General features: G+C 72.6%; 16 protein-coding genes and 1 tRNA gene. 2 read left to right on the top strand and 15 right to left on the bottom strand.

The genetic code is table 11. The features are described from left to right. Nucleotides 1-26: 26 nt before the first annotated feature. The 9 genes from phsA to ACSNOG_RS00925 all read right to left on the bottom strand — a co-directional run bounded on the left by phsA (nt 27) and on the right by ACSNOG_RS00925 (nt 6,733). Nucleotides 27-1,823, bottom strand: coding sequence for an O-aminophenol oxidase PhsA (phsA, locus tag ACSNOG_RS00965; RefSeq protein WP_436750545.1), 1,797 nt, complete (start codon nt 1,821-1,823; stop codon nt 27-29). 257 nt (nt 1,824-2,080) lie between these two features. Beyond that, complete coding sequence (locus ACSNOG_RS00960) at nt 2,081-2,314, bottom strand: hypothetical protein (protein WP_058044482.1); 234 nt, start codon at nt 2,312-2,314, stop codon at nt 2,081-2,083. Nucleotides 2,315-2,438: 124 nt separating this feature from the next. Continuing rightward, nucleotides 2,439-2,511: transfer RNA gene (locus ACSNOG_RS00955), tRNA-Ala, on the bottom strand. Nucleotides 2,512-2,633: 122 nt separating this feature from the next. Beyond that, nucleotides 2,634-3,290 (bottom strand): histidine phosphatase family protein, encoded by a 657-nt coding sequence (locus tag ACSNOG_RS00950; protein ID WP_436750556.1) that lies wholly within the window; start codon nt 3,288-3,290, stop codon nt 2,634-2,636. Continuing rightward, nucleotides 3,287-3,736 (bottom strand): ribosome silencing factor, encoded by a 450-nt coding sequence (gene rsfS, locus ACSNOG_RS00945; RefSeq protein WP_436750544.1) that lies wholly within the window; start codon nt 3,734-3,736, stop codon nt 3,287-3,289. Before rsfS ends, ACSNOG_RS00950 begins: the two co-directional genes overlap by 4 nt. Nucleotides 3,737-3,905: 169 nt before the next feature. Then, on the bottom strand, nt 3,906-5,561 hold the full coding sequence (locus tag ACSNOG_RS00940; RefSeq protein ID WP_436750543.1) for an LCP family protein: 1,656 nt from the start codon (nt 5,559-5,561) through the stop codon (nt 3,906-3,908). A 34-nt stretch (nt 5,562-5,595) separates the two neighbouring features. Beyond that, the gene (gene nadD, locus ACSNOG_RS00935) at nt 5,596-6,201 is read right to left on the bottom strand and encodes a nicotinate-nucleotide adenylyltransferase (protein WP_436750542.1); all 606 of its coding nucleotides are present in this window, start codon (nt 6,199-6,201) and stop codon (nt 5,596-5,598) included. Between the two features lie 55 nt (nt 6,202-6,256). Further along, nucleotides 6,257-6,421, bottom strand: coding sequence for a hypothetical protein (locus tag ACSNOG_RS00930; RefSeq protein ID WP_436750541.1), 165 nt, complete (start codon nt 6,419-6,421; stop codon nt 6,257-6,259). Between the two features lie 144 nt (nt 6,422-6,565). Continuing rightward, on the bottom strand, nt 6,566-6,733 hold the full coding sequence (locus ACSNOG_RS00925; RefSeq protein WP_436750540.1) for a hypothetical protein: 168 nt from the start codon (nt 6,731-6,733) through the stop codon (nt 6,566-6,568). A gap of 77 nt (nt 6,734-6,810) precedes the next feature. On the opposite strand from ACSNOG_RS00925, the gene ACSNOG_RS00920 reads away from it, so the two are divergent. Beyond that, nucleotides 6,811-7,926 carry a M48 family metallopeptidase gene (locus ACSNOG_RS00920; RefSeq protein ID WP_436750539.1) on the top strand — a complete coding sequence of 372 codons (1,116 nt, stop codon included), beginning with the start codon at nt 6,811-6,813 and terminating at the stop codon, nt 7,924-7,926. A gap of 270 nt (nt 7,927-8,196) precedes the next feature. Here ACSNOG_RS00920 and ACSNOG_RS00915 read toward each other — a convergent pair whose 3' ends face one another. The 5 genes from ACSNOG_RS00915 to proB form a co-directional block, all read right to left on the bottom strand. Further along, nucleotides 8,197-9,297 (bottom strand): hypothetical protein, encoded by a 1,101-nt coding sequence (locus ACSNOG_RS00915; protein WP_436750538.1) that lies wholly within the window; start codon nt 9,295-9,297, stop codon nt 8,197-8,199. A gap of 177 nt (nt 9,298-9,474) precedes the next feature. Beyond that, nucleotides 9,475-10,104: a hypothetical protein gene (locus tag ACSNOG_RS00910; RefSeq protein ID WP_436750537.1), complete on the bottom strand. Its 630-nt coding sequence runs from the start codon at nt 10,102-10,104 to the stop codon at nt 9,475-9,477. A 50-nt stretch (nt 10,105-10,154) separates the two neighbouring features. Next, nucleotides 10,155-11,474 (bottom strand): glutamate-5-semialdehyde dehydrogenase, encoded by a 1,320-nt coding sequence (locus ACSNOG_RS00905; protein ID WP_436750536.1) that lies wholly within the window; start codon nt 11,472-11,474, stop codon nt 10,155-10,157. Nucleotides 11,475-11,547: 73 nt separating this feature from the next. Continuing rightward, complete coding sequence (locus ACSNOG_RS00900) at nt 11,548-12,039, bottom strand: hypothetical protein (protein ID WP_436750535.1); 492 nt, start codon at nt 12,037-12,039, stop codon at nt 11,548-11,550. A gap of 271 nt (nt 12,040-12,310) precedes the next feature. Further along, nucleotides 12,311-13,411, bottom strand: a complete 1,101-nt coding sequence (gene proB, locus ACSNOG_RS00895) for a glutamate 5-kinase (protein ID WP_436750555.1) — start codon at nt 13,409-13,411, stop codon at nt 12,311-12,313. A gap of 271 nt (nt 13,412-13,682) precedes the next feature. On the opposite strand from proB, the gene ACSNOG_RS00890 reads away from it, so the two are divergent. After that, entirely contained in the window at nt 13,683-15,719 is a 2,037-nt protein-coding gene (locus ACSNOG_RS00890) for a hypothetical protein (RefSeq protein ID WP_436750534.1), read from the top strand. Between the two features lie 210 nt (nt 15,720-15,929). Here ACSNOG_RS00890 and obgE read toward each other — a convergent pair whose 3' ends face one another. After that, nucleotides 15,930-17,366: a GTPase ObgE gene (gene obgE / locus ACSNOG_RS00885; RefSeq protein ID WP_436750533.1), complete on the bottom strand. Its 1,437-nt coding sequence runs from the start codon at nt 17,364-17,366 to the stop codon at nt 15,930-15,932. Nucleotides 17,367-17,379: the final 13 nt, after the last annotated feature.

The raw sequence follows: 17,379 nt of genomic DNA, 5'->3' as shown, positions 1-17,379 counted from the left end.
GCCGCACGGCGCGGCCCGGGGCGGCGTCAGTGGCCGTGCCCTCCGTGGCCGCCGTGCTCCCCGTGATGGAACTTCAGTACCTCACCCGGCATCACCACGAACGGACGCATCATCCCCATGTCCTCGTGCTCCAGCAGATGACAGTGGTACATGAACCGGCCGCGCCCCCCGCGGAACCGGCCGATCACGTTGACCATCTGCCCGGCCGGCACCTGGATCACGTCCTTCCAGCCCGCGTCGCCCTCCGACACCGGCGCCCGCCCCCCGGACTCCAGCGGCGCGCGCGTGCCGCCCAGGGCGACGTCGAAGGGGCTCTGCGGGCCGGCCGGGTAGAGGTCGCGGCTGAGCACCTGAAAGTCGATCAGGTGGATGTGCATCGGGTGCGTCGGGCCGCCCAGGTTGAGGAAGCTCCACTGCTCCCAGGCGTCGTACGTGACCATGAAGCCCAGCGCGTCGTCGAAGCTCTGGGCGGCCCTGCGGTACGTCCGCAGCTTGCCGTCCGCGCCCTTGACCTGGATCACTCCCTCCCCCGGGACCTCCACGTCCCCGGGTTCGACCCGCTGCATCTCCCACATGCCCGGGTGGGCGTTCCCGGCCGTGCCCGGCGGGACCAGCGCGATCAGCCGGTGCTCGTGCTCGGGCACCGTGTCGTGGGTGAGCCGCTCGAAGGAGCTGGAGATCACCGACGGCAGCACGAAGGGGTCGCACTCCTCCTCGTCCGCCACCCGGAACTCCATGACCTGCGGGTACGGCACTCCCGGCGCCTCGTTGACCAGCCGGACGCGGCGGCCCCGCAGCTGCCCGAAGTCGATCAGCAGGTCCATGCGCTCGGCGGGCGCGACGGACAGCGGGCCGTCCAGCGGCAGCGGGCGGGGCAGCAGCCCGCCGTCCGTACCGATCTGCCAGGCCGCCTCCCGCACCGGCGCACCCGTCTCCTCGTCCACCAGCCGCAGCGCGTAGGTACGGGCGTTGGAGGCGTTGAGCAGCCGGAAGCGGTACCACTGGGCGGTCACGTCCAGGTACGGCCAGATGACGCCGTTGACAAGGGTGTACGGGCCGTTGAAGGACCGGGTGACGTTCTTCCCGTGGGCGTCCTTGCCGACGATCACGGTCTTGTGCAGCAGCCGGCCGGTCAGCTTGCCGTCCGGGTCCTGGTCGAGGTTGCGGTCCTGGACGATCAGCGGGATCTCGCGCTCGCCCGAGGGCAGGTGCAGCGCGTCCTCCTCGGCGTCCCGCACGAGGTACATCCCCGCGAGGCCCGCGAAGACGTTCCAGCGGGTGATGTCCATGGCGTGGTCGTGGTACCACCAGGTGACCGCACGGTGGTCGTTGGGATATTCGGAGAGCTGGCTGTCGCCGGGCGCGACGGCGTTCTCCGACCAGCCGTCGTTGCCGCCGCCGGTGGGCGCGCCGTGCAGGTGCGTCACCGTCCAGGCGGGCAGCGCCGCGACGTCGGCCAGTGGTACGGCGCCGCTGCGGCCGGGCAGGGTGTCGGGCGCCGGGGCGCCGGGCAGCTGTGCGGCCTCCACGGCGGTCACCGGGTGCGGGCCGGTGAGGCGGTTGCTCCAGGTGATGCGCAGCCGGCGGCCGCGGCGCACCTCGATCGTGGGCCCCGGCACGTGCCCCTCGTAGGCCCATACGCGGGTCGGCGGCAGCTGCGAGTGCAGCCGGACCCAGGTGGCGGTCTGTTCGATCTCGATACCGCGGAGCGCTTCGGTCCGGCCGGGCCGGAGCACCGGCGGGACGCGCAGCGCGTCGAGAAAGGGTGTGAGTTCGGCTACGGCCTCTTCGGTGCCGGCCGCGCCGATGACAGTTTCGGTCACGCGGTGTCCTCCGCATGCTTCCCCCGTGCCGCCGGCCGTTCCCGGCGGCAGCTTCACCCCTCAGGACGCGTGCGTCTCTGGTGGGGTTGCCGGACAAGAAGGGAATCCGGGGAAAAAACGGGAAATCACAGGTTCCGTCGCACCGTGGTGCGCGGTCGTGTGCGTTCCGGTGCGGGGGCGTTCCGGTGCGCGCTTCCCGCCCGGCGGCCCGGGCCGCCGGGTCGTCAGGCGGTCAGGGCGGTCAGGCGGTCAGGCGGTCAGGCCGTCGCGAAGGAGTAGAACCGCTTGAGCGTGCAGTGCTCGTCCAGCAGCCGCCCGTAGATCGGCTCGCCTTCCAGCTCGCGGTAGGTCTCGATGGGGTCGCCTTTTATGATCAGCGCCCGTGCGCACTCCACGCACCAGTACTGGAAGGCGGAGTTGAGCGGTTCCATGTCACGGACGATGGGCGTGCCGCTGCCGCACCAGTCGCACTTCCGGCTGTGAGCACCCATGGGTCAGCCGTTCCCTCCCCTTCGGCCCGTCCTCCGCTCCCGACGACCGGATTCTGCCACGGGAATGTGCCGCTAAAGCAAACGATCCCGCCTCCGGTGACGGAGACGGGATCGTTTCGAACTGTGGAGCTAAGGAGAATTGAACTCCTGACCTCCTGCATGCCATGCAGGCGCTCTACCAACTGAGCTATAGCCCCGCTGTTCTCAGGTCTTCCGGCGTTTCCCCCGGCGTTCCCCGCGAACAAGAAGAACTTTAGCCTGCCACCTGCCCGGATGTGAAATCCGGCCCCGGGAGCCTCCGGGGGCGCCCCGGCGACGCTCAGTCGTCGTCGCCGAGCACCGGCTCGGGGAGCGTCCCCGCGTTGTGCTCCAGCAGCCGCCAGCCGCGCGCGCCCTCGCCCAGCACCGACCAGCAGCAGTTCGTGAGGCCGCCCAGCGCCTCCCAGGAGCGGGACTCCAGCTGGAGCAGCCGGCCGATGGTGGTGCGGATGGTGCCGCCGTGGCTGACGACCACGAGCGTGCCGTTCTCGGGCAGCTTCGCGGCCTGCTCCAGAACCACCGGGGCGGCCCGGTCGGCGACCTCGGTCTCCAGCTCTCCACCGCCGCGCCGGACCGGCTCGCCGCGCTTCCACGCCGCGTACTCCTCGCCGTGCCGCTCGATGATCTCGTCGTGCGTGAGGCCCTGCCACACGCCCGCGTACGTCTCGCGCAGCTCGGCGTGGGTGGTGACGGGCAGGCCCGTGACGGCGGCGAGCTCCGCCGCCGTGGCCGCGGCCCGTCTGAGGTCCGATGCGATGATCACGTCCGGCCCGAGGCCGGCCAGCAGCCGGGCGGCCCGGCGCGCCTGCGCCACACCGGTCCCGGTCAGCTCGATGTCCGTGGAGCCCTGGAAGCGGCGCTCCAGATTCCAGGCGGTCTGGCCGTGCCGCCACAGGACGATGCGACGGCCCCGGCCGCCGCTGCTGCCGCCGCTCAGCTCAGCTCACCGTCCACGCCGTCGAAGCCCGCCTCCGCGGCGTGCTCACGGGCGTGCTCCTCGCCCTTGCCGCGCGTCGCGACGGCGTCGGCGGGCAGCTCGATCTCCGGGCAGTCCTTCCACAGCCGCTCCAGCGCGTAGTAGACACGCTCCTCGCTGTGCTGCACGTGGATGACGATGTCGACGTAGTCGAGCAGCACCCAGCGGGCGTCGCGGTCGCCCTCACGGCGCACCGGCTTGGCGCCGAGCTCCTTGAGCAGGTGCTCCTCGATCTCGTCGACGATCGACTTGACCTGGCGGTCGTTGGGGGCCGAGGCCAGCAGGAAGGCGTCGGTGATCGACAGTACGTCGCTGACGTCGTACGCGATGATGTCGTGCGCGAGCTTGTCGGCGGCCGCCTGGGCGGCGGCCTTGATGAGCTCGATGGAGCGGTCCGTGGCGGTCACAAGCCATGCTTTCGTCGAAGAGGATGCGGGTACCCATCAAGGGTCTCACGACCCACCGGCGACTCTCCTGGGCATTACGGCCGGGCCTCCGGGGCCGGGCCGCGGCCCGCGCGGCCGCCTCCCCCGGCCCCCGCGGCCGTTCGCCCTCAGCCCTTGCGGCCGTTCGCCCTCAGCCCTTGTAGTCCTTGCCCAGGACCACGGTGACGTCCGCCGTCGTCGCGTCCTTCGCCTGCTTCACCGCGCCCGCCGGCAGCCCCAGCGTCTTGGCGACCTCCTTGGCCTCCGCCGCCCGCCGCTCGTCCGCGTAGAGCACCGCCGAGGCCGTCGCCGCGGAGCCCGCCGTACCGCCGTCGATCACGCTGTAGCCGCTGTTGACCAGCGTGATCTGCGCGGAGGTCGCGGCGCCCTTGCCGCCTGTGGCGTTCTTCACGCTCACCCGGGGCGTCGCGTTGCGGTCGGTGTTCTTCACCGTGCCGCCCAGGACCTCCTTGACGACGCCCCCGGTGGCCTTCTCGCCGAGGGTGCCGTCCTGCTGCACGGGCAGCAGCGCGGTGGCGTACGCGCCCTTGCGGGCCAGCGCTGCCATGTGGGCCAGGGAGGCACCCAGCTGCTCGGTGGAGAGCGAGGGGTCGGGGATCTGCGCGAGCGACTCCACGGTGCGCGTGGCCGAGGCGCTGTCCGTCGGCATCTTCTTCAGCACCGCCTGCATGACCTGGCCGAACCGGGCGAGCTGCTTGCCCTCGTCCTCCCCCGCCCCGCGGTGGGTGGCGTAGGCGACCGCCGTCCGACCGCTCAGGCTCTGCGCGGTGCCGCGCCGGACGAGCGGGCTGTCTCCGGGCTTCTCGCCGGGGACGTCCGTGTCGGTGTCGGTCTCGATGCCGCCGACGAGCTCGACCAGGTTCTCCAGGTAGGGGGTGTCCAGCCGCCAGCTGCCCTTGATGTCGGAGCCCAGCAGCGTGTTCAGGGCGTCGCGGGTGGCGCCGGTGCCGTCGTCCTGCACGGACTTGCCCAGCGTCGTGGAGCCCGCGCCGCCCTCCTTGGCGACGGCCAGGGTGTTCGGCAGCAGGACGGTGGTGGCCTTCTTGGTGGTCTCGTTGTCGACCAGCAGGGCGGTGGAGGAGCCGCCGCCGCGGGTCTGCCGCAGATGGACGACGATCACGTCGCGCTTCTGCCCCCCGCCGGTCGCGGCGGCGCCCTTACCGTCGTCCGAGCCGGTCAGGAACAGATAGCCGGCCGCACCGCCCAGCGCGAGGACGAGCACCACGGCGAGGGCCACGATCCGGTTGCGGCCCTTGCGCTTGCGCTCGTCGCGCCGCTCGGTGCGGCTCTCGCTGAACTTCAGCCAGTCGATGACGTCCTCGGAGTCCTCGTCGGGCTCCTCGATGAACGAGAACTGCTCGGTGCGGTAGTCCGCTGCCGCGGGGGGAGCGGCGTCACGGGCGGGGGCCTGCTCCTCGGCGTACGGCGGGCCCGCCTGCCGCGGGATCCCCTGCTCCTGGACCTGCTGCCGGGCTTGTTGCTGGGCCTGCTGCTGGACCGGCTGCTGCTGAAGAGGGTGCTGAGGAGCCTGCTGGGGGGGCTCCTGCACGGGCATGCCGTACGGGTCGTAGCCGCCCGCCGCGTCGTACCCGCCGTACCCGCCGCCCTGGGCCCCGTGGGCGGCCCCGTGCACGGGCTCCTGCGGAAGGCGGGGCTGCTGCTGGACCGGCTGACCGTACGGGTCGTACACCAGCTCGGGGGCGTCCGGGTGGTACACCGGCTGCCCGTAGGCGTCGTAGCCGTACACCTGCGGCTGATGTGCGTACGGGTCCTGTCGGTCGTTCACCGGTTCCCCTCAGTGCCCCTCGGTTCCGTGCCGCTCAGCGCCGGTAGAGCTTGCGCTTGTTGATGTAGCGCACCACGCCGTCGGGGACCAGATACCAGACCGGGTCGCCCTGCGCCACGCGCGCTCGGCAGTCGGAGGAGGAGATCGCGAGGGCCGGCACCTCGACCAGGGAGACGCCGCCCTCCGGCAGCCCGGGGTTGGCCAGTATGTGGCCGGGCCGGGTCACGCCGATGAAGTGGGCCAGGGAGAACAGTTCCTCCGTGTCCCGCCAGGTCAGGATCTGGGACAGCGCGTCCGCGCCGGTGATGAAGAACAGGTCCGAGTCGTCGTTGAGGGAGGCGAGCTCACGCAGCGTGTCCGTGGTGTACGTCGGCCCCCCGCGGTCGATGTCGATCCTGCTGACCGAGAACTGCGGGTTCGACGCCGTGGCGATGACCGTCATCAGATAGCGGTCCTCGGCCGCGGACACCTCCCGGTGGCTCTTCTGCCACGGCTGCCCGGTCGGTACGAAGACCACCTCGTCCAGGTGGAAACGCGCGGCCACCTCGCTCGCGGCGACCAAGTGGCCGTGGTGGATCGGGTCGAAGGTCCCGCCCATCACGCCGAGCCGCCGCTTCACGGGCCCTGTCTGCTCTCCCATGCGTGCAGACCCTACTGGGCGCGGCCGGGTGCCGGACCCGCAGGGACCGGCTCGCTCAGCGGTCGCGGTTGAAGCGGGTGGTGACCCACAGCAGGAGCAGCAGGATGACCAGGGCGGCGCCACCGGTCATGTACGGGCTGATGCTGGGGTGCGAGTCGACGTGCTCGCCCTCGGAGGCGAGGGTGGCGAGAGCGGTGTGCGCTGAGGCGAAGGCAGTCATCGTCGGCAGGACCTATCCGGGACGGTAGCGGGCAGAGACTTCTGCCACATCGTATGCGGGGGGTGCGGCCGGGCTCACGCCGACTCCACGCTTGCGCGCCGCGCGTCGGTCCGTCCGGCCCGCCCCGGCCCGTCCTGGTCCGTCTCAGTCCTTCTTGTAGCCGCGCAGCAGGAACCAGGCGAGGAAGACGATCCCGACGACACCGACGATGAGCACGGTGCGGATCACCCAGCCCGGCCCCGTGTCGTCCTTGGAGACGGCGAGGAGCTCGGTGACGGCCGGCTGGGCGGCAAGTGCGTGCAGATGGGGCATGTCTCCACGGTAGCCCTGTCACCGGCAGCGCCTAGGGTGGGGTCCGGAAGGTGCATTACGCCGCCGAGGGGGTCTCGATGAGTGACAGCAGCAACGGCAGTAACGGCCACGCTCCCGGGGAGCACCTGCCGGGGCGGCAACGCCGGCGCTTCCCGGACATCTCCTCGCGCGCCTACGAGCACCCGGCGGACCGTTCCGCCCTGGTGGCGCTGCGCAAGCTGAGCGGCTTCGACACGGTCTTCAAGGCGCTGAGCGGGCTGCTGCCCGAGCGCAGCCTGCGGCTGCTGTTCCTGTCCGACTCCGTGCGCGTCGGCGAACAGCAGTTCCAGCACCTGCACACGATGCTCCTGGACGCCTGCTACATCCTGGACCTGCCGAAGGTCCCGCCGATGTACGTCACCCAGGACCCGCAGCCCAACGCCATGTGCATCGGCCTGGACGAGCCCGTCATCGTGGTGACGACCGGCCTGGTCGAGCTGCTGGACGAGGAGGAGATGCGGGCCGTCGTCGGGCACGAGGTGGGGCACGCGCTGTCCGGGCACGCCGTCTACCGCACGATCCTGCTGTTCCTGACGAACTTCGCGGTCAAGGTGGCCTGGATCCCGCTGGGCAACGTTGCGATCATGGCGATCGTGACGGCCCTGCGGGAGTGGTTCCGCAAGTCGGAGCTGTCCGCGGACCGGGCGGGGCTGCTGGTCGGCCAGGACGTCCGGGCGTCGATGCGCGGCCTGATGAAGATCGCCGGCGGTAACCACCTGCACGAGATGAACGTGGACGCGTTCCTCGCGCAGGCGGAGGAGTACGAGGCCGGCGGCGACCTGCGCGACTCCGTCCTGAAGATCATGAACGTGCTGCCGCGGAGCCATCCGTTCACCACGGTGCGGGCGGCGGAGCTGAAGAAGTGGTCCGAGAGCCGGGACTACCAGCGGATCATGGACGGGCACTACCCGCGGCGCGCGGACGACAAGAACACGTCGGTGACGGACTCCTTCCGCGAGTCCGCGAACCATTACGCGGAGACGGTCCGCTCCAGCAAGGACCCGCTGATGGGGCTGGTGCGGGACATCGCGGGCGGCGCGGGGGACCTGGGCGGCCGGCTCAAGGACGTCTTCTCGGCCCGCCCCGCGGGCCCGGCGAACGGCTCCCCGAAGGAAGACCCGGGGAAGCCCTCAGGGGGCCCGGAAACGCCCTAGCGGCGACGGCCGGGAACCCTCCGGCTCCCGGCACCACGGGAAGGCCTGGCGGCCGCGCTGAGGCCGTCCGGCACCGCCGGACAGACCGGCAGGGGTTGCGCGCCGCTGCGGCGGAAGGATTTGCCGGGCCGGCGGCCCTGCTGCGGTGCGGCGGGAGGGGCTTGTCGGCTTGCTGGCCACCTCTGCCCGTCGGCAGGCTTTTTCCGCCGCCGCGGCGCTCAGCCGACACCGCGCTGTCCGGCGGTGCCGGGCTGCCGCGAGCCCTGGGGGCTACCGGGCGGCGCCCGGAGGGGCCGGTAGGGCGCCGGCGGCCAGGGAGCCGCAGACCGCGGCGGTGGCCGGATCCGTGGCGTACGGGTCCGTGTCGCCCGGCACGGACCCGACCGGCTTCTGGCCGGCGAGCAGCGGCCGCAGGTAGACCTCGTCGTCGGCCGAGCAGGACTCGGGTCCGGCCTGCACATAGCTCTGGACGACGATCAGGTGGTGCTCCTGCAGCCCTTCCCGGTCGAAGCGGAACTTCATCGCCCGCCGCACGGTGAACAGCGACGACTTGTCCGCGTCAGCGCTGCGGTCGGCCGCCGCGCTCGCCGGCCGCAGGGCGTAGACGAAGGTGTGGTCGGCCGAGACCTCCAGCGTGGCGGGCCCGCTCTCGGTGATCGAGAAGACGCCGCGGGTGCGCACGGGGGTGTCGACGAGGGCGACCTGCGCGGGATCGAAGCGCACGAGCCAGCCGGTGGCCGCGTGCCGCCCGTCGTCGGCGGGCCGGTCGAAGCTGCGGTCGAACTGGTCGAGTTGGGCGGGGTCCAGCAGCAGCCGGACGGTCCGCTGGGCGCCGCCCGTAAGGACCGCGGGGTCGAGCGCCGACTTCACCGTGTACTCCTTGGCGGCGGCGAGGGCCGCCATCACCTGGCTCTCGGAGAAGTGCTGGGTGCTGCGCGCGGCGGGCAGGTTGACCCCTTCGGTGCCGAGCCGGAACTGCGCGGCGGGGCTGCGCCCGAACAGCTCCTGCGCGCTGCCGCCGGGCACGGAGCCGTGCGGCGCGAGCGGCACGAGCGTGGCCCGCATGGGCTCGGCGGCCGGCACGGCGGGGTCCTTGTAGGGATGGCGCAATCCCATGTAGACGGCCGTGCCGAAGGCCAGGGCTATGAGGATCACCAGGACGATCACCTGGCGTGAGGTGCTGACCCTCGACCACAGGTGCCGGTTACGGACGGCGAGCGCGTGGTCACCCATGCGCTCGCTGGCGGAGAGCTCCTGGAGCCGGGCAGCGCGGACGAACGATTCGTCGAAGACGACGGATCGGTATTCGTCGTCTCCACCTGCCGGGACACCCTCGGGCGTGCCCTCAGGTGGGTCTCCAGGCCCGTCCATACATCAAGAGTAGGTCTGCCGGGGCTTCGGTAAACGCCCTGGTACACGACAAGTTCCGAAGAAAATCCGCCTGCCGTGGCCACGCACATATGTGCTGGTCACGGTGGTTGCGAGGGGTGAGCCCCTGGCCCGGACCGGGCGGTTCCCGGGCGGCTCCCCGGCAGATTCCCCCGTCGTTCAGGGCCGGGGCACCGCCGACGCCACCGGAGGCTCGGAATCCGCCGATACGGAGGGCAACGGCCCCGGCCGCGCCCCCGCCGGGGCGTCCACCCCGCTGGTCGCGGGCGGCGGACCGGAGCTCGGCCGATTGCCCGAGGAGGCGCTGCGGTAGACGGCGGCGAAGGCGAGCGCCACCACGCCTATGCCCATCACCACCGCGAGCACCCAGGCCACCGGGCGGTGCCAGCGGGCGTGCCCCCGGTAGGGCCGCCCGGGGCCGCCGTGGCGGCCGTACGGCCCGTAGGCGTCGTCGGGGTCGAGGTCGTGGGTGAGGGTGGGCCAGGTGCCCGCACGGCCCGGGTGGTACCCGGGCGCGGCGCCGCCGAAGCCGTCCTCGTAGTCGTCGTAGGGATCGTCGTCGGCGGGGCCGCCGCCGGGCCGGGAGCGCTGAGCGGACTGCGAGGTCTCGCTCTCGGCGCGGGCCCGGTCGGCGGCGAGCATCCGCTCGACCGCGGAGGGCTCGTGGATCCTCGCGGACCGCACGAACTCCTCGTCGAAGACCACGGAGGCGAAGGGATCGTCCCCGCTGCGGTAGCTGTCGGGCTCCTCGCCGTCCGGGAACGGCTGGCCCCCCACGTCGTCCGGCACCCGTCCAGCGTAGCCCCGGAAGGGTCAATCCGCGCGGCCCGTAGGGGAATTCAGCTCGCGGGAAGCCCGCCGCCGCGCACGTGGCCGTCGCCGGTGACGATGTACTTCGTCGAGGTCAGCTCGGGCAGGCCCATCGGGCCGCGCGCGTGCAGCTTCTGCGTGGAGATGCCGATCTCGGCGCCGAAGCCGAACTGGCTGCCGTCCGTGAACCGCGTCGAGGCGTTCACCGCGACGGTCGTGGAGTCCACGAGCTGGGTGAACCGGCGGGCGGCGGCCTGCGAGGTGGTGACGATGGCCTCCGTGTGGCCCGAGGACCACAGCCGGATGTGGCGGACGGCGGCGTCCAGGTCGTCCACGACGGCCGCGGCGATGTCGTACGAGAGGTACTCGGTCTCCCAGTCCTCGACGGTCGCCGGGACCACGGTGGCCGGGCTTCCCTCGGCCAGCGCGAGGACGCGCTCGCAGCCGTGCACCGTCACGCCGGCCTCCGCGAGGGCCGCGAGCGCCTTCGGCAGGAACTCCGCGGCGATGTCCTGGTGGACGAGGAGGGTCTCGGCCGCGTTGCACACGCTCACGCGCTGCGCCTTGGAGTTGACGAGGATCTCCACGGCCATGTCCAGGTCCGCCCGGGCGTCCACGTACACGTGGCAGTTGCCGGTGCCCGTCTCGATCACGGGGACCGTGGACTCCTCGACCACCGTGCGGATCAGGGAGGCGCCACCGCGCGGGATCAGCACGTCGACCATGCCGCGGGCGCGCATCAGCTCGCGCACGGAGTCGCGGCTCTCGCCCGGCACCAGCTGCACGGCGTCGGCGGGCAGGCCGGCGCCGCCCACGGCGTCGCGGATGACGCGCACGAGCGCGGTGTTGGAGGCGTACGCGGAGGAGGAGCCCCGCAGCAGGACGGCGTTGCCCGACTTCAGGCACAGGGCGGCCGCGTCGACGGTCACGTTGGGCCGGGCCTCGTAGATGATCCCGACGACGCCGAGCGGCACCCGGACCTGCCGCAGGTCGATGCCGTTGGGGAGGGTGGAGCCGCGCACGACCTCGCCCACCGGGTCGGGCAGGGCGACGACGTCACGGACGTCCTTGGCGATGGCCCGCACCCGCTCCGGGGTGAGGGTCAGCCGGTCGACGACGCTCTCGCTCGTACCGGCGGCACGGGCCTTGGCCACGTCCTCGGCGTTGGCGTCGACGATCTCCTTCGTCCGCACCTCCAGGGCGTCGGCGATCGCCAGCAGCGCCTCGTCCTTCACCGAGCGCGGCAGTGGCGCCAGGTCCGCGGCGGCGGCGCGGGCGCGGTAGGCGGCGCGGAGCACCGGGGACTGCGGCATCGGGTCGGCGAGGGGGGAGGGGAAAACGCTGCTCATGGCTCGAAGGGTAATCGCGCGGGGGCGGGGGCCACCACGTGTTCCGGACTGTGGACGCCCTGCGGCCCGCCGCTCAGAACGGGTGCACCCCCACCGGCGTGGCCGGAAGCGGGCCGTAGCCCTCCGCGATGCGCTGGTGGTACGTCTCGCGGTCGATGACCTCCAGGCCCACGATCTCCCACGGCGGGAGCCGGGCCGTCGAGCGGTGCTCGCCCCACAGCCGGAGCGCGACCGCCGCGGCGTCGTGCAGGTCGCGCGCCTCCTCCCAGTAGCGGATCTCGGCGTGGTCGTGGGCGTAGCGGCTGGTCAGCAGGAAGGGGTGGTCGTGGGCGAGCTGCTCCAGCGCCCGCCGGACCTCGGCGAGCGGCGCCTCGGCACCCGAGACGCTCAGGGTGATGTGCCACAGCCGGGACACTTCCACCGCATCGCCCCCGCCCCCGCCCCCGATGCTGGTCAGCGTGCGCGGCTCCGCCACGGCCCCGCGGGCCTGGGCGGAGGTGCCCGCAGCCGTGACCGGCGGCGTGCCTCCAGCGCGGGGCAGCGCCCCTGGGCGCCCTCGTCTCACCGGCGGCCTCCTGTTGCTCGCTGCTCCGCGTGCGTGCGGCGGAGCGGTGGTACGCGGGAAAGCGCCTGCCCGGAACGGCTCCCCGCATGTGCCTCGCATCAAAGTTGACCAGTCCGGGGGCGGCCGCGTGGCGTTTTTACGGAAAGGCCCCATGGAAAGGCTGGACTTACCACACTCCGTCGTCACACTGTCGCGCCGTGTTCGACGCCCGTCAGCGGCGCAGCACGATCCCCCTCGGCGGCGCGAGCACGATCCCTGTCAGCGGCCCCTGTCAGCGGCGCAGCACGACGAGGTCGTCGCGGTGCACGACCTCGCGCTCGTACTCCGGTCCGAGCTCCCGGGCCAGGTCGCGGGTGGAGCGGCCGAGCAGCTGGGGGATCTCCCCCGCGTCGAAGGCCACGAGCCCGCGCGCGACGGCCCGGCCGGCGGCGTCGCGCAGCTCGACCGGATCGCCCGCGCTGAACTCGCCCTCGACCCCGGCGATGCCCGCGGGCAGCAGCGAGCCGGTGCCGTCGACCACGGCCCGTACGGCGCCGTCGTCGAGCGTCAGGGCGCCGCGCGGCGTGGAGGCGTGGGCGAGCCACAGCAGGCGGTCGGCGGAGCGGCGGCCGGTGCGGTGGAAGAACGTGCCGGTGGGGCGGCCCGCGAGGGCGTCCGCCGCCTGGCTGGCCGAGGTCAGGACGACCGGGATGCCGGCGGCGGCCGCGATCCGGGCGGCGTCGACCTTGGTGACCATGCCGCCGGTGCCCACCCCGGCCTTGCCCGCGCTGCCGATCGAGATGCCCTCCAGGTCCTTCGGCCCGGTGACCTCGGCGATCCGCGAGGTGCCCGGCGTGCTGGGGTCGCCGTCGTAGAGGCCGTCGACGTCGGAGAGGAGGACCAGCAGGTCGGCGCGGACGAGGTGGGCCACGAGGGCGGCCAGCCGGTCGTTGTCGCCGAAGCGGATCTCGTCCGTGGCCACCGTGTCGTTCTCGTTGACGACCGGCACCGCGCCCATCGCCAGCAGCTGGTCCAGCGTCCGGCGGGCGTTGCGGTAGTGCGCGCGACGGCTGGTGTCGTCCGTCGTGAGCAGCACCTGGCCCACGCGCCGGCCGTAACGGGCGAACGACGCGGTGTAACGGGCCACGAGAAGCCCCTGGCCCACGCTCGCGGCGGCCTGCTGGCGCGCCAGGTCGCGCGGGCGGCGGTCGAGGCCCAGCGGGGCCAGGCCGGCCGCGATGGCGCCGGAGGAGACCAGCACGACCTCCTTCTCGCCGGTGGTCTTGGCGAGGGTGTCGACCAGCGCGTCAACGCGGTCCGCGTCCAGCCCCCCGCCCGCGGTGGTGAGCGAGGAGGACCCCACCTTGACCACGATCCTGCGGGCCCCCGCCACCGCCGCCTCGCGGGCCCCTTGCTGCTCCCCTGCCCCAGTCACTGCACACACCCCAGGTGTTTCGCCGGTCGCCCGCCTCTTCCGGGCTGCCTCAGGCCCGCAAATCTACCGTCTGGGATTGTGGTCGTTCGGCCCTGTTTTGCGATGATTGCCGTCACGGAAGATTGCTCGTGGACCAGCCCGCGTCATACGGTCGGTAGTCGACCGTTGCCCAGGCACGGTTCCCCCACGCCCACAGTCCCCCCTAGTCCGCCTGCCAGGAGCCCTCCCAGTGCCTTCTGCCGGAACAGCCTCCCGACGCGCCGTGCAGGCCGCGGCGCTGCTCGCGATGCTGGTGTTCTTCGCCACGCAGCTCGTCGGCGCGCTGCTGCCCCACGTGCCGCTGCTGATCGCCGCTTCCGCGGCGGGGCTCGCCCTCGATCTCTACCTGCAGCACCGTGACCCCGGTCTCGTCGCCGTCCTCGGCAAGGTCCGCTTCGACGTCATGGTCCGGCAGCTGCTGCGCGACATGCTGATCCTCCTCGGGCTCCTGCGGCTCCAGGGCGACGGCTCGCTGCGCGGATACGCCCCCCTCTTCGTCGGGCTCGTCCTCTTCTACGCCGCGCACCTCGCCTGCCAGGCCACCGCGATCATGGTCCGGCGCAGCCGCACGCTGCCCTTCGTGACCCGCAACATCGACACCTCAGGCCTGCGCCTGACCGCCGCACCGCCGCGCCTGCTGGCCCGCCAGCACGGCCGCCGGCTGCTGCGCTTCGCGATCCCGGCCACCGCGGGCCTGCTGGTCACCGTCGGCACCGAGAAGCCCCTGTGGGGCATGCTCGGCGTCGGCCTGGCCCTCCTGCTCGCGGCCGCCGGCACCGCCCACCTCGCGAGCTGGCTGCGCCCGAAGAAGCGCATCGCCGACGAGCAGCGCGCCCTGGAGTGGCTCGACCGCTGGCTGGCCGACTACAAGCCGACCGCCGGCATGTACTTCTCGGGCGGCACCACCTCGGCCTACCAGGCCAACATGTGGCTCTCCACCCTCGCCGCGCTCGACGGCAACCCCGTGATCGTGCTCCGCGAGCGCTTCATGGTGCAGAAGATCGAGGCCACCGACGTGCCGATCATCTGCATCCCCAAGGTCGTCCACCTGATGGCCCTGGAGAAGTCCTCGCTGAAGATGATGATCCACCCGGCGAACTCCGGTAAGACCTCGCAGGTCCTGCGGATGCCGTCGATCAAGCACGCCTTCATCAACCACGGCGAGAGCGACAAGCTCTCCAGCTGCAACCCCTACTCCAAGGCGTACGACGAGATCTGGGTCGCCGGCCCCGCCGCCCGCGAGCGCTACCAGCTCGCCGACATCGGCGTCGACGACCGCGACGTGGTCGAGGTCGGCCGCCCGCAGCTGGCCCCGATCCGGCCGTACGCGGGCGCGCCCACCCGCGAGTTCACCACCGTCCTCTACGCCCCCACCTGGGAGGGCTGGGACGGCAACCCGGGCAACACCTCGGTGATGCTCGCCGGCGAGAACATCGTCCGCACGCTCCTCGCCGACCCCAAGGTGCGCCTGCTCTACAAGCCGCACCCCATGACCGGCTCCGTCGACCCGCGCGCGGGCCGCGCCAACGAGCGCATCCAGGCCATGATCCGCGAGGCCAACGCCGCCCGCAGCGGCGCCCGTCCGGGCTCCGAGGCCGCCGCCGAGCTCGACCGCCGCACGGCCGAACTGGACCGCCTCACCACGAGCACCTTCCGCGACAGCGCGGACGAGATCGAGCGGATGATGCTCCAGGGCACGCCCGAGCCGGGCCGTGCCGCGACCGTCGAGGCCGCCACCGCCGCCTGGGAGGCCGCCTACTGGGCCTCCCTGCCGGAGTGGGAGCACCAGATCATCACCACCGCCCGCCCGGCGCTCTTCAGCTGCTTCAACGAGGCGGACGTCCTGATCAGCGACGTCTCCAGCGTCGTCTCGGACTACCTGATCAGCGAGAAGCCGTACGCCGTCGCGAACACCAGCGGCATGACCGAGGAGGAGTTCCGCACGAACTTCCCGACCGTCAGCGCCGCGACCATCCTCACGCCGGAGGCCGGCGAGGTCGCGGGCCTGCTCGCGGCCGTCCGCGACCCCCGCCTGGACGGCCTCGCCGAGGCCCGCGCCGAGCTCAAGGTCCAGCTGCTCGGCCCGTCCGACCCGCCGTCGCTCGTCCGCTTCAACGCGGCAGCGCTGGCGCTGGCCGCCGAGGCCGACGCCCGCCGGGCGCGGATGGAGGCTCGCGCCTCCGAAATCCCGACCCAGCGCGAGGCGGACGCGGCCGCCGCGGTGTAACGCCACGTCAGCCCCGCGCCCCGCCAGGGGCGCGGGGAACTGCGCGAGCAACCACGGACGGCCCGCACCGGCTGCCCCCGCATGACGAAGGCCCCCTGAGAGGTTTCCCTCCCAGGGGGCCTTACGCATGCTGCACGCTGTCGCCTGCAGGCCGTCTTCGGCTGAGCGCGCAGTTCCCCGCGCCCCTGACGGGGCACGGGGCGCGCCCCGTCAGAACGGGTTGAACTCGTCGTACTCGCGGTCCGCCTCGTCCCGCTCCGCATCTCGGTCGCGACGCCGCTGCGCCGCAGGCCGCGGTGCCTCGAGGCGGTGGTCCTCACCACGGCGGCCCAGCATCTCCGCACCGGCGGCCATCGACGGCTCCCAGTCGAAGACGACCGCGTCGTCCTCGGAGCCGATGGCGACGCCGTCGCCCGCGCGGGCACCGGCCTTCATCAGCTCCTCCTCGACGCCGAGGCGGTTGAGGCGGTCGGCCAGGTAGCCCACGGCCTCGTCGTTGTTGAAGTCGGTCTGGCGCACCCAGCGCTCCGGCTTCTCGCCGCGCACGCGGTAGAGGCCGTCCTCCTCCAGGGTGACGGTGAAGCCCGCGTCGTCGACGGCCTTCGGGCGGATGACGATGCGGGTCGCCTCCTGCTTCGGCTTGGCGGCGCGCGCCTCGCCGACGATGCCGGCCAGCGCGAAGGACAGCTCCTTCAGGCCCTGCCGGGAGACGGCGGAGACCTCGAAGATGCGGTAGCCGCGGGCCTCCAGGTCGGGGCGGATCATGTCCGCGAGGTCCTGGCCGTCGGGGATGTCGACCTTGTTGAGGACGACGATGCGCGGCCGGTCCTCCAGGCCGCCGTACTCGCGCAGCTCCGCCTCGATGACGTCGAGGTCGGTCAGCGGGTCGCGCTCGGACTCCAGCGTCGCCGTGTCCAGCACGTGCACGAGCACCGAGCAGCGCTCGACGTGGCGCAGGAACTCAAGGCCGAGGCCCTTGCCCTGGCTGGCGCCGGGGATCAGACCGGGCACGTCGGCGATGGTGTAGACGGTCGCGCCGGCCGTGACCACGCCCAGGTTCGGGACGAGCGTGGTGAAGGGGTAGTCGGCGATCTTCGGCTTGGCGGCGGAGAGCACCGAGATCAGCGAGGACTTGCCCGCGCTCGGGTAGCCGACGAGGGCCACGTCGGCGACGGTCTTGAGCTCCAGGACGACGTCGCCCGTCTGGCCGGGCTCGCCCAGCAGCGCGAAGCCGGGCGCCTTGCGGCGGGCCGAGGCGAGCGCGGCGTTGCCGAGGCCGCCGCGGCCGCCCTGGGCGGCGATGTAGGTGGTGCCCTCGCCGACGAGGTCGGCCAGGACGTTGCCCTTGGCGTCGAGGACGACGGTGCCGTCCGGGACGGGCAGGACCAGGTCGGAGCCGTCCTTGCCGGAGCGGTTGCCGCCCTCGCCGGGCTTGCCGTTGGTGGCCTTGCGGTGGGGGCTGTGGTGGTACTCGAGCAGTGTCGTGACCGACTGGTCCACGACCAGGATCACGTCGCCGCCACGGCCGCCGTTGCCACCGTCCGGGCCGCCGAGCGGCTTGAACTTCTCACGGTGAACGGAGGCGCAGCCGTGGCCTCCGTTACCCGCGGCGACGTGCAGCTCGACGCGGTCCACGAAGGTGGTCATAGCGGTGTGCCTC

Origin of the sequence: Streptomyces sp. URMC 124, from assembly GCF_051386455.1 — a bacterium.
Lineage (GTDB): Bacteria > Actinomycetota > Actinomycetes > Streptomycetales > Streptomycetaceae > Streptomyces.
Note: the sequence above shows the minus strand (reverse complement) of the source record. Positions and strands in the feature narration are given on the sequence as shown.